The organism is Pectobacterium sp. CHL-2024 (assembly GCF_044751765.1).
GTDB classification, from domain to species: Bacteria; Pseudomonadota; Gammaproteobacteria; order Enterobacterales; family Enterobacteriaceae; genus Pectobacterium; species Pectobacterium brasiliense.
In genome coordinates, this window is record NZ_JBIXKO010000004.1 from 203,951 (window position 1) to 217,096 (window position 13,146).

Annotated in this window: 8 protein-coding genes and 1 tRNA gene; 5 read left to right on the top strand and 4 right to left on the bottom strand. The window is 50.3% G+C overall.

Features of this window, described 5'->3' with window-relative positions; all coding sequences use genetic code 11:
- Positions 1-78: 78 nt before the first annotated feature.
- Positions 79-1,833 (top strand): DNA primase, encoded by a 1,755-nt coding sequence (dnaG, locus tag ACIPUG_RS09420; RefSeq protein ID WP_039282304.1) that lies wholly within the window; start codon positions 79-81, stop codon positions 1,831-1,833.
- Between the two features lie 154 nt (positions 1,834-1,987).
- Positions 1,988-3,823, top strand: coding sequence for an RNA polymerase sigma factor RpoD (gene rpoD, locus ACIPUG_RS09425; RefSeq protein WP_014914103.1), 1,836 nt, complete (start codon positions 1,988-1,990; stop codon positions 3,821-3,823).
- 98 nt (positions 3,824-3,921) lie between these two features.
- Here rpoD and mug read toward each other — a convergent pair whose 3' ends face one another.
- Positions 3,922-4,425: a G/U mismatch-specific DNA glycosylase gene (gene mug, locus ACIPUG_RS09430; RefSeq protein WP_039510637.1), complete on the bottom strand. Its 504-nt coding sequence runs from the start codon at positions 4,423-4,425 to the stop codon at positions 3,922-3,924.
- A 140-nt stretch (positions 4,426-4,565) separates the two neighbouring features.
- Between mug and ACIPUG_RS09435 the strand changes: the two genes are divergently transcribed.
- Positions 4,566-4,641 (top strand) — tRNA-Ile (locus ACIPUG_RS09435).
- Between the two features lie 448 nt (positions 4,642-5,089).
- On the opposite strand, the gene ACIPUG_RS09440 is transcribed toward ACIPUG_RS09435, so the two are convergent.
- On the bottom strand, positions 5,090-7,081 hold the full coding sequence (locus ACIPUG_RS09440) for an acyltransferase family protein (RefSeq protein WP_400338236.1): 1,992 nt from the start codon (positions 7,079-7,081) through the stop codon (positions 5,090-5,092).
- Between the two features lie 408 nt (positions 7,082-7,489).
- Positions 7,490-8,392: a LysR family transcriptional regulator gene (locus ACIPUG_RS09445; protein ID WP_014914095.1), complete on the bottom strand. Its 903-nt coding sequence runs from the start codon at positions 8,390-8,392 to the stop codon at positions 7,490-7,492.
- Between the two features lie 181 nt (positions 8,393-8,573).
- Between ACIPUG_RS09445 and ACIPUG_RS09450 the strand changes: the two genes are divergently transcribed.
- Both ACIPUG_RS09450 and ACIPUG_RS09455 read left to right on the top strand, forming a co-directional pair.
- Complete coding sequence (locus ACIPUG_RS09450) at positions 8,574-9,338, top strand: type 1 glutamine amidotransferase domain-containing protein (RefSeq protein ID WP_180784726.1); 765 nt, start codon at positions 8,574-8,576, stop codon at positions 9,336-9,338.
- Between the two features lie 295 nt (positions 9,339-9,633).
- Positions 9,634-11,022 carry a glycoside hydrolase family 1 protein gene (locus tag ACIPUG_RS09455; protein WP_094370670.1) on the top strand — a complete coding sequence of 463 codons (1,389 nt, stop codon included), beginning with the start codon at positions 9,634-9,636 and terminating at the stop codon, positions 11,020-11,022.
- Between the two features lie 69 nt (positions 11,023-11,091).
- On the opposite strand, the gene ACIPUG_RS09460 is transcribed toward ACIPUG_RS09455, so the two are convergent.
- Complete coding sequence (locus ACIPUG_RS09460) at positions 11,092-13,008, bottom strand: beta-glucoside-specific PTS transporter subunit IIABC (protein ID WP_400338238.1); 1,917 nt, start codon at positions 13,006-13,008, stop codon at positions 11,092-11,094.
- Positions 13,009-13,146: the final 138 nt, after the last annotated feature.

Genomic DNA, 13,146 nt, shown 5'->3' on the forward strand with positions numbered 1-13,146 from the left:
AAAGGAAGCGCGGCTTGTTGTCGTTTATAAGCTATATCCAATGTAATCACCTTACAGAAGGGTATACACCAGGGGCTTATGGCTGGACGAATCCCACGCGTATTTATTAATGACCTGCTGGCTCGCACCGACATCGTCGATCTCATTGACGCGCGCGTCAAACTGAAAAAGCAGGGCAAAAACTATCATGCGTGCTGCCCGTTCCATCACGAGAAAACCCCCTCATTCACCGTAAACGGTGACAAACAGTTCTATCACTGTTTTGGCTGTGGCGCACACGGCAACGCCATAGACTTTTTGATGAATTACGATCGTCTAGAATTCGTTGAAACCATTGAAGAACTTGCCACTCAATACGGCCTCGAAGTACCTTATGAAACCGGCACTGGCCCAACCCAGTTAGAGCGTCACCAACGGCAAAGTCTGTACGAATTGATGGGACAGCTCAGTGGGTTCTATCAACAAGCACTAAGCCAATCAGTCGGTACGCCAGCGTTGCAGTATCTGCAACAGCGCGGTTTAAGTGCAGAAGTGATCAGCCATTTTGCGATTGGCTTCGCCCCGCCCGGCTGGGATAACGTTTTAAAGCGCTTTGGCCGCAATAACGACGACCGCAGCACATTGAACGATGCCGGCATGCTGGTGACTAACGATCAGGGCAGAACGTATGACCGCTTCCGCGAGCGTGTGATGTTCCCCATCCGCGATAAACGGGGACGAGTCATTGCCTTCGGCGGACGCGTATTAGGCGACGGTACACCAAAGTACCTTAACTCGCCGGAAACAGAAATTTTTCATAAAGGTCGCCAGTTGTACGGCCTGTATGAGGCGCAGCAAAGTCACCCAGAACTCAAACGACTGCTGGTTGTTGAAGGTTATATGGACGTGGTGGCGCTGGCGCAATTTGGTATTGATTATGCGGTGGCATCGCTGGGTACTTCCACGACAGCCGATCACATTCAGTTACTATTTCGCGCCACCGATCTGGTGGTGTGTTGTTACGACGGAGACCGTGCCGGACGTGAAGCGGCATGGCGCGCGCTGGAAACTGCGCTACCCTATTTGAACGATGGTCGCCAGCTACGCTTTATGTTCCTGCCGGACGGTGAAGATCCCGACACGCTGGTGCGTCAAGAAGGCAAAGTCGCTTTTGAACAGCGCATGGAACAGGCCCTGCCGCTGTCGCAGTTTCTGTTTGAGACGCTGCAACAGCAGGTGGACATGAGTTCACCCGATGGCCGTACCAAGCTCAGCACACTGGCACTGCCGCTGATAGGCCAGGTACCGGGAGAAACGCTGCGGCTGTATTTGCGCCAGCAGCTCGGCAACAAGCTAGGCATTTTGGACGACAGCCAGTTGGACAGACTGCTCCCAAAAGTGGCAGAGCAGGCTCAATCCTACCAGCCGCCGCAACTAAAAGTCACAACTATGCGTATACTTATAGGGCTTTTAGTACAAAATCCGAGACTGGCAGCAGAGGTGCCTGACCTCGCGCTGGAAGGCATTGAAGAAGACAAAGTGGCTGGTTTATCCCTGTTTCAGGACTTGGTGAAAACCTGCAATGCCAGCCCTGGGATGAACATGGGTCTGCTGTTGGAAAAATATCGCGACAGCAAGTACCGCAAGCAGCTTGAAACTATGGCTTCATGGAACCATATGATCGTAGAGGAAGAGCTCGACGAGAAGTTCAGAATCAGTCTGGCAGAGCTCTACGATCAGCTGTTGAAACAGCGACAAGAAACATTGATTGCCCGTGACAGAACGCATGGGCTCAACGCCAAAGAAAAAAAAGAGCTTTGGTCGTTGCAACTGGCGTTGACCAGAAAACACTGATACAGAGGCTTAATTGCCGATAAATAGCAGGGTTGAGCCCTGCAAAGAGCCGCTACAGGGGCCGCGGCGATAAGAAAAATACCCCTAATGCTATTGTTAGCGAACTACGCTGACCGACACCAACCCAAATACTCTGAAGTGTGGATACCGTCTTATGGAGCAAAACCCGCAGTCACAGCTGAAGCTGCTTGTCACCCGTGGTAAGGAGCAAGGCTACCTGACCTATGCTGAGGTCAATGACCATCTGCCGGAAGATATCATCGACTCGGATCAGATCGAAGATATCATCCAGATGATTAACGACATGGGCATCCAGGTGATGGAAGAGGCACCGGATGCAGACGATCTGTTGCTGGCCGAAAACACCAATGATGCCGATGAAGATGCGGCAGAGGCTGCTGCGCAGGTTCTATCCAGTGTTGAATCGGAAATTGGTCGCACCACCGACCCGGTTCGCATGTACATGCGTGAAATGGGTACCGTTGAACTGTTGACGCGCGAAGGCGAGATCGATATCGCCAAGCGTATTGAAGACGGTATCAACCAGGTTCAGTGCTCTGTTGCGGAGTATCCTGAAGCCATTACTTACCTGCTGGAACAGTATGACCGCGTCGAAGCGGGCGAAAGCCGCCTGTCCGACCTGATTACGGGCTTCGTCGATCCTAATGCGGAAGAGGACATTGCACCTACCGCGACTCACGTTGGTTCTGAGCTTTCGAGCGAAGAAATGGACGATGATGACGAGGAAGAAGACGACGAGGAAGAAGAAGACGACAACAGCATCGATCCTGAGCTGGCACGTGAGAAGTTCACCGAGCTGCGTGAGCAATATGAAACGACCCGTCAGGTTATCAAAGCCCACGGTCGTAGCCATGCGCTGGCAGCACAGGAAATCCTGAATCTGTCCGAAGTCTTCAAACAGTTCCGTCTGGTGCCAAAACAGTTTGATTTCCTGGTTAACAGCATGCGTTCCATGATGGATCGCGTTCGTACTCAGGAACGTTTGATCATTAAGCTGTGTGTTGAACAGTGCAAAATGCCGAAGAAAAACTTCGTCACGATGTTCACTGGCAATGAAACCAACAACACCTGGTTTGCCGCAGCAGTCGCAATGGGCAAGCCATGGTCTGAAAAGCTGAATGATGTTGAAGAAGACGTCACCCGCAGCCTGCAAAAACTGCAGCAGATCGAAGAAGAAACTGGCCTGACGATCGAGCAGGTTAAAGACATCAACCGCCGTATGTCGATTGGTGAAGCGAAAGCGCGTCGTGCCAAGAAAGAAATGGTGGAAGCTAACCTGCGTCTGGTTATTTCTATCGCGAAGAAATACACCAACCGTGGTTTGCAGTTCCTCGACCTGATTCAGGAAGGTAACATCGGTCTGATGAAAGCGGTAGATAAGTTTGAATATCGCCGTGGCTACAAATTCTCGACCTATGCGACCTGGTGGATCCGTCAGGCAATCACCCGTTCTATCGCCGATCAGGCGCGTACCATCCGTATTCCGGTACACATGATTGAGACGATCAACAAACTGAACCGTATCTCTCGTCAGATGTTGCAGGAAATGGGTCGTGAGCCGACGCCGGAAGAGCTGGCTGAGCGTATGCTGATGCCGGAAGATAAGATCCGTAAAGTGCTGAAAATCGCGAAAGAGCCGATTTCAATGGAAACCCCGATTGGTGATGATGAAGATTCACATTTGGGCGATTTCATCGAAGATACGACGCTGGAACTGCCGCTGGATTCCGCCACGTCGGAAAGCCTGCGTTCTGCGACACACGACGTACTGGCCGGCCTGACCGCGCGTGAAGCGAAAGTCCTGCGCATGCGTTTCGGTATCGATATGAACACCGACCATACGCTGGAAGAAGTGGGCAAACAGTTTGACGTTACGCGTGAACGTATTCGTCAGATCGAAGCGAAAGCACTGCGTAAACTGCGCCACCCAAGCCGTTCCGAAGTGCTGCGTAGCTTTCTGGATGATTAATTCACTCCTTAGCTAATCCACACTTCAGATAACTGCATGATAAATAGCCCCGGTCCGCCGGGGTTATTTTTTGCCCGTCAAAAACGCTCAGATTGGTTTCACGCCTTATTCTGCAACGCCTGATGCAGTTCCTGATACGACGCCACCAGCGACTCCAGCGTCGCACGGTTCAGCCCGCTAGGGTTCGGCAGTACCCAAACCTGCGTCTCGCCAATACACTGCTCCTGACGCCCCCACGAAACCTTCTTGATACCAAACGCCTGACTGAACGCCTGCTTCCCTAACACCGCCAGCGCACGCGGCTGATAGTGCGTCATCTTCTCGACAATCGCATTGCCGCCTTGCAGCAGCTCGTCTCGCCCCAGTTCGGTGGCTTCAACCGTTGGGCGCTCCACCAGCATGGTGATGCCGCATCCGGTATCCAGCAGATGCTGTTCTTCCGCGGGTGTCAGCAAACGTTCGGTAAAACCTGCCTGATAAATCACTTTCCAGAAGCGATTACTGGGGTTAGCGAAGTGGTAACCGTGATGGGCCGTCGACAGCCCAGGGTTAATGCCGCAGAAAACAACCTGAAGATTCATAGCCAGAATATCGGTAATCATGTCTTTCCCTACTTCCGTTGACTACAGCCATCGTAAATTCTGATAAGAATAACAACAAGCTATCTTGAGTATAAAACCACCACCCGGCAGATAGGCTATAGACCTCCCCCTGCACATTACCGTATAATCATCGCCCATTCGGCCCCTTAGCTCAGTGGTTAGAGCAGGCGACTCATAATCGCTTGGTCGCTGGTTCAAGTCCAGCAGGGGCCACCAAATTTAAGGAGTTGCGTTAATGACGCAGCTCCTTTGCTTTTTCTAGGGTATTTTCAAACAGGATTAGCGGTAGCAAACATCATCACAATCCTTACCTCACCAACGACTCACTAGCATTAACTCGCCTGCCTCTCGATTGAGAGAAACACAACATAGTATTAGCAATATCGGCCATTACCATTTCAATGGAGTGGCTTGAGGTTTATCAAATCGGGTAAGCCAGGGTGTTTTTTATCGAAGATTTTAGTCGGGAATACCAGACAGAAAGACGGGCTTTTTACCTGTTCAGAACGCGGAATAAAATCAAATGAACCACGGGGCGCTCGCTGTATGACTATAACAGCAAGCGCCCCGTGAATATCTGAATAGGCTGGTACTGGAAAATACCAGCCGAAAAGCTGACTACCTCAAGAAAAGTGTGAAACTAAACATAGATGTACTCACACTCTTAATTGTCAGCAGGCGCTGAATCGAGAATCGATGGAACATGACTCGATGCCCACTTAGTAAAGTAATCCTGAAGCAGCAGTGAAGCATATTCTGAGGTATGGCCCTCGTCACGATATAACGGAAGGCCATTCTTAACATAAGAACATTTACCGTCCTTTCTATCGCAGAAGACATCATTCTGTTCAAAAACAAGCACGCCGGGGTGGGTTTTATTAACCGCCACGAGCAGTGGGCTGAAATCTTTCAGAATGGAACCCCGAACATCAGAGGAAACCAAGCAATCCTTTGGATGCTGTTTAAGAGGCGACTTAAAGCAGGCCTTTGGATGAAAACCCGGTCTTATGTGTGGCGTAAAAATAATGACCTTCACACCCTGTTTTTCAAGGAAGTCGATGCGTTGAATCACTCTGGCAATCTCATCGCTAGATGGCTGTCGTGACAATCCGTCTAAAATAACAAATTTTATGGATGGTGTTCTCTTGATAATGTCATCAATAAATTTTGCTTGATCGGTTATCCTGGAGCCATAGCAAGGGCTTCTCGGATCGTCACCAGAGTTATCAAAACCAACCCCACACGTTCCTATCGAAAGGATAGTCTGGTGCTTCAACTTTTCATTTTTAGCGAACCCAGGATAGAGCTGGTTTGCGTAGCTATTACCTAAAAGAAGAATCGTTGGCGGATTAGTTCCACTCTTCATGCAGAACCACCAAGCGAGTGTATTCTGATCTTTATAAGGGTATTCAGACAGGCAAGTATCATTCTTTGTATAGGCCCATATTGGTCCCATAAACTGATACTGAACCTCTTTGGTAAAATCACTCGTTGTCACAGCCTTGCGTTCTGCAAATCCATCTTTATAAAAAACAGCAGAACCGGATAAAAATAGTACAACACTTAAAAGAACCAACGTGCCAACGAATTTATACCCCTTTGATTTTCTTATTTTCCCCTCAACGAATTTATACGTAAGCCAGGCCAATAGGATCGATAAAAAGACCGCGGCTAAGCGCAAAAAACGATCTGGCGTGCCTCTTTCGACAATTCTCAAAAAGGTCAATAACGGCCAATGCCATAGATACAAAGGGAAACTGATTAAGCCAAACCACACCACGATCTTGTTGCTCAAAAAAAAACGATTGAGCATCGCATTAGGGCCGGCAAAAATGATTAAAACAGCACCAATAACGGGAATCAGAGCCCAAAAACCAGGAAAGTATGCATCTTTATTGATGGATAAAAAGCCAAAACCCAAGATCAAAAAACCAAATAGTGAGAAGCCATTTATCACAAACTGATTTTTTTGAAACTTATCGACAAAGCTCTTGTGATAAAGAACGGTAAACGCCAATAAACTACCGAACAACAGTTCCCAGAATCGGGTCAATGGAGAGTAAAACGTTGCGACTCCATCGCTCCTTATCATATAAATATTCAGAACAAAAGAAGCCAAAATACAACTCAGTAATAACGCAATTCGGCGAAAATTCATTCTCCAGAAAAGACAACACAGCAAAGGCCAGAGAAAATAGAATTGTTCCTCTATACCTAAGCTCCACAAGTGCAAAAGTGGTTTAGTTTCTGCGGCATTATCAAAATAGCCAGATTCGCCCCATAGCACTAAGTTGGAAACAAATCCAACCCCCGCCATGGTATGCTTACCTAATTGCTTATACTCATCAGCAAGTAAAGCAAACCAGCCAAATACAATAGAAACAGTCAAGACCAGTAGCAAGGCGGGAAATATCCGCTTGATACGGCGTGCATAGAACTCAGAAAAGCTGAATGTTCCCTTATCTAAATTCTCGAAAATAATGGTGGAAATCAAAAAACCGGAGATAACAAAAAAGATATCAACACCAATAAAACCACCTTTCATCCAATCAGGAAAGGCGTGGAAAGCCACAACAGAAAGAACAGCAACGGCCCTTAGCCCGTCAATGTCGGGGCGGTATTTTGGGTGTGAAAGATGAGAATTCGATGTTGTCATTAGGCTAAGTTCACGCTCGGCAAAATTTGTCAAAGAATTTTAGCCGGATAGAGTGTAAAAAAGTGGTAAAAATTATACTCTCAGATGACCAACGGCAACAACTTTTACCCTATCTAACCGTTACGCTAAACAGTAATTCAGATACTTTACCCCCGCAGAATGCCCGACAAATACCACGTTCATTGCACCTATCGTTTTCTGATGTGCTGTTATCACTTTATCTTTAAGATAAATACACTATAAAAATAGCGTGAATCACGACAAATACCGTGACAGGGACTCATGAGTAAGATTTTAACCTGCGTGTTGAGCGGTATTGTGATGTTTACCGCTGTTGGCGTACATGTCGCTGAAAAGGGGGAGCGTTGCAGAGTTATTTTCACAGCGAAACTATTAGGGTAGATGCATTCACGTCTTAATTATCTGCGAACACACGTCGATAAACGCGCGCAATTTCGGTTGATTCCTCGCGGCTCTTGAGAAATAAAGAAAGAGGCCGTCATTTCCGGGTGAGAGATCGAGTAACGCGGCTTCCAGCGTGCCGTTTGCCAGTTCGCGTGAAGTATGGAAAGTGGATGAGTAAATAAGACCAACGCTCCTGACCGCGAGGCTACGCATGAGCTCGCCATCGTTCACGGTAATTGTACCGGCTGGCTCAACTCTTACAGTTTCTTTATTTTCGACAAACTCCCACCGATAAATATCTCCCTTTTCAGGGCGACGAAAGCGAATACATTCGTGATGCTCCAGATCGCGCGTCGCTTTAGGCTTACCGTTCGCTTTGAAATAGTCCGGCGAACCGAATACCGCCCACTTAAATGGTGGGGAGAGCCGTACTGCAATCATATCCTGTTCGATATATGAACCGATCATGATACCGGCATCATAGCCTCCAGAGACGAAGTTATCGTGACGATTACTCACCGTGATATCGATATTCAAATTCGGCCACGCCTGACGAAATGCAGGGATGAGCGGCTCGATAACATGGGGCAATGCTAATCGCTCGACGATCAGCTTCAACGTCCCCGATGGTTTTTTTGCCGATTGAGCCACATCTTCAAAACCTGTTGCGATAACGTGTGCCGCAGGCCCGATTCTCAGCAGCAGCTCTTCCCCCGCTTCCGTCAATGCCATCTTGCGCGTCGTGCGGTGGAAAAGTAGCACGCCGAGGCGATGCTCCAGTTTCTGGAGCGACAAGCTCACCGCTCCCGGCGTCTTACCCAGATCGAGCGCGGCTTTGCGAATGCTCAAGCGTTTCGCTATAGCCAGAAATTCTGCCAGTCCATCAAAACTATCGGATTGCCCCATCAGGGTTCCTCATCGCCATGCAACACAGGGATCATCAAACGCATTTTACGATAATTTATCACGACAATATAAAGTGATTACATCGATTTTTTAAACAATACGTTCCGTTTTTACCGTCTGTTTTCAGCCAATTATCACGGATATAGTGGCGACCATCACCACCTGCTGAAAGGAGTTTTTTATGTCAATCATCAAGCGCTGTGCTGGTCTTATCGCCGCGATGGCTGTGTTTGCCGCAGCCTCCCCTGTTTTCGCCCAGGCCAATTTGAAAGAAGAGAAGGTATTAATCGTCGTCTCCAGTCTGGATAAAAAAACCCCCGATCTCGTTGGCGGTTTCTGGTTCCCAGAACTCACTCATCCGGTCGAGGTTTTTGACAAAGCTGGGCTGGATTACGATATTGCGAGCCCCAAAGGCGGGATGCCTCCGTTTGACGGATTCGATCTCAAAGATCGGGCAAGTCTGGATTTCTGGACTAACCCGGAACACCGCAACAAACTGGCTAATTCAATCCCGCTGGCAAAGGTTGATCCCGCGAAATATAGTGCGATCCTGCTGGTTGGAGGACATGGACCAATGTGGGATTTCGTCAACAATCCTGAGTTGATCAACATCGTGCGTACCATGTACGAGAAAAATGACATCATCAGTGCCGTTTGCCACGGTCCGGCAGGCTTGCTGAATGTGAAGCTCAGCAATGGTGAACTGTTGATTAAAGGCCGTCGCCTTACCGGTTTTACTGCGGAAGAAGAAGTGTCCCGTCATTACGACAAGATCGTTCCGTTTGAACTTGAAGCGGCACTGAAAAAGGATGGCGCAACATTTGAAGAAGCCCCAATCTTTGAAAATAAAGTCGTCGTTGATGGACGACTGATCACCGGCCAAAACCCGGCATCCGCTCAAGCGCTGGGCGAAGCCGTCGTCAAAGCACTGAAAGCGAAAGCGTAATTACCGTATCAGCAGGCGTTAGGGGAAAACACCTAACGCCTGTCAGCGCGAATCATGCCAGCAGAGATGCCGTGACTCGCGTCACATAACCAGACGGGGGCATTGCCGCAGATATTCAGGATTGTATAGTGTTCTAACAAGACGTTACCGCCAATGGCGGGCGAGACTTGGGCAGAGGTGAGTAGTGATACTCTCTTCTGCCCAAGTTTTTTTTTGCCTGTCGTCCGGCGGTTCCCAGCGCGGAGCCAAAGCCCGACGCAGCGTAATGATGTAGAAAACGATAAGGAGAAATACCATGAAAGCATTCCCCGACGGATTTTTATGGGGCGGTTCAGTCGCAGCAAACCAGGTTGAAGGCGCATGGAATGAAGACGGTAAGGGTGTGTCGACCTCCGATCTTCAGCTACAGGGCGTGCATGGTCCGGTGACGGAACGCGATGAGAGCATTAGCTGCATCAAAGATCAGGCCATCGATTTTTATCATCAATACCCGCAGGATATTCAGCTGTTTGCCGAAATGGGGTTCAAGGTGTTACGCACCTCGATTGCCTGGACGCGCATTTACCCAGAAGGTGATGAAGCGGAACCTTGTGAAGCCGGTCTGGCCTTCTACGATCGCCTGTTCGATGAAATGGCAAAGCACCAGATTCAGCCGCTGATTACGCTGTCGCACTATGAAATGCCTTACGGGCTGGTGAAAAAGCTGGGGGGCTGGGGCAACCGTGCCGTCATCGACCATTTTGAGAAGTACGCCCGTACCGTTTTCAGCCGCTACAAAGACAAGGTGAAGCACTGGCTGACCTTCAATGAAATCAATATGGCGCTGCATTCACCCTTTACGGGCATCGGGCTGAGTGGCGAGCCTTCGAAGCAAGAGATTTATCAGGCCATTCACCACCAACTGGTTGCCAGCGCACGCGCGGTAAAAGCCTGCCACGACATTATCCCGGATGCCAAAATCGGCAACATGCTATTGGGCGCGGTACGCTACCCCATGACCTGCCATCCGAAAGATGTACTGGAAGCGCAGAGCAAGAACCGTGAATGGCTGTTCTTCGGTGATGTGCAGGTACGCGGCACCTACCCGGCCTGGATCCAGCGCTATTTCCGGGAAAATGGTGTCGAACTCACCATTACCGCGCAGGATAAAGACGACCTGAGCCACACCGTAGACTTTGTTTCCTTCAGCTATTACATGAGCGGCTGCGCAACCTTCGAGCCGGAGAAATATCAGTCCTCACGCGGCAATATCATCCGTCTGATTCCTAACCCACACCTTGAAGCCTCCGAATGGGGCTGGCAGATCGACCCCGAAGGCCTGCGCTTCCTGCTGAACGAGCTGTATGACCGCTATCAGAAGCCGCTGTTCATCGTGGAAAACGGTCTGGGTGCACGCGACGTGGTGGAAGAGGACGGCAGCATTCACGACAGCTACCGCATTGATTACCTGCGTCGCCATCTGATTCAGGTGCGTGAAGCCATCGACGATGGCGTCGAACTGCTGGGCTACACCAGTTGGGGACCGATCGATCTGGTCAGCGCGGGGACGGCGCAGATGTCAAAACGCTACGGCTTTATTCATGTGGATCGCGATGATGACGGCAAAGGCACCTTGGAGCGTCGGCGCAAAGACAGCTTCTACTGGTATCAGGATGTGATTAACAGCAACGGAAAATCGCTGTAACCCTATAGAACATAAGATGATAGGGAAAATCAGACGGCGTATTCACACAGCGCCGTCTGATTAATTGCATTACGCCAGCGCAATAACCGTCTCTCCGGCCTGCTGCTGACGTGCCGCACCCAGGCTGAATACGCGGTATTCTTCCGCATTCGTGATCACCATCGGCGTCACCGTGTCGTAGCCCGCCTTCTGGATCGCGTCCAGATCGAACTCCAGCAGCAGTTGTCCTTTTGTCACTTTATCGCCTTCCGCAACGTGCATCTGATAATGCTGGCCTTCCAGCTGTACCGTGTTGATGCCGACATGAATCAGAATCTCCGCACCCTTTTGCGAGAGAATACCGACGGCGTGACCGCTGGCGAACGTGCTGGCAATCATGCCGTCCACCGGCGAATAGATGCGACCTTCTTGCGGCAGAATGGCGACCCCCTGCCCGACGACGCCGGAAGAGAACACCTTGTCATTTACCTCTTCCAGCAAGATCAGTTCACCTTTTGCTGGCGATCCCAACTGTTCCGCCGTCTCCGGTGCATCTTTCAGCGGTAGAGGCACAGCATTGGCCTGCTGACGCGATACTGGCACAGCCGGTTTCGTGGTGGGTGAATGCGTGGGAGCAGGCGTGCTTTCGGCTGGCTGCGTCGGTTCATCGAACCCAACGATAACCGTCAGTACAAAACTGGCCACGAAAGCAATCGCACAGCCGATGAGGAACCCGATAAAGCCCTCGCCGTAGAAAATCGGCAGCGTCAGCAAGCCGGGCATCCCCATGGAGATCGCCGAGCTTTTCGCGTAACCGACGATCGCGCCCCCCAGTGCAGCTGCGATCACCGCACAGATAAACGGTTTTTTCAGCTTCAGCGTGACGCCGTAAACGCCGGGTTCCGTGATGCCAAACAGCGAGGCGATAAAGGTACTGCCCGCCAGCGCTTTGAGCTTTTTATCTTTGGTGCGCACCATGACGCCCAACAGCGCACCAGACTGAGCGAAGACCGACGGGCTGGATGCTGCTTTGAGGTAGCTGTGCCCCATGACCGACAGGTCATTAATAAACACGGTCACGAAGCCCCAGTGCACGCCGAAGATCACTAAAATCTGCCATGCCGCCGCAATCAGCGCCCCGGCAATAATCGGGTTGAAGCTATAGATACTGACAAACACCGACGCAATCAGCTTACTGGCCGAGATACCAATCGGCCCGATGGTCATCAGCGTGAGCGGCACCATCAGCACCAGCAGGAAGAACGGCGTCAGAATATTGCGTACGCTTTCGTGAATATGGCGATTCAGGAAACGCTCGATATACGACATCAGCCACACGCTGAAGATAATCGGAATCACCGAGGAGGTGTATTTCATCATGACGACGGGCAGGCCGAAGAACGTCACCGGCTGACCGGCATCAAACAATCCCTGAATCGTCGGGTAAACCAGCGCACCGGCGATCGACACCGCCACAAAAATGTTGGTTTCGAATTTACGTGCGGAGGTAATCGCCAGCAGCATCGGCAGGAAGTAAAACAGGCTGTCGGACGCGGCATGCAGGATGACATAGGTGCTTTCTTTGGTATTCAGCCAGCCGAGCGCAATGACGATAGCCAGCGCCCCTTTTAGCACACCTGCCGCCGCCATCGCCCCCAGCAAGGGAGTAAAGATTCCGGCAACCAGATCGATCAGCCGCCCCATCGCAGACGTTGATGCTTCGCTTTCTGCCGTCTGGCGTTTCCCGTCGCCGTCCTCCAGCAGTTTGGAGATTGAACCAAACGCGCGGTACACCTCCGGCACACGGTTCCCGATCACCACCTGCAATTGTCCTGATGCGTTGATAACCGTAATGACGCCTTCCAGCGCCTCAAGCGCGGCCACATCCACTTTACCGTGATCGACAATCTTAAAGCGCAAGCGTGTTGCACAATGCACCAGAGTCGAAACGTTCGTCTCTCCTCCGACCAACCTCAGAATATTTTCAGCGAGCACTTTGCTATTCATAATGACTTCCCGTTTCGTCAATGGCTGCAACTGCCTGATACACGTCATCCCGCTTGTTATCCGCTGGCCAGCTGGAAAATAAGCAAAAAAAAACCTGGATAAAGCAGCGTGCTATACGCTGCTTTATCCAGGTCTCGC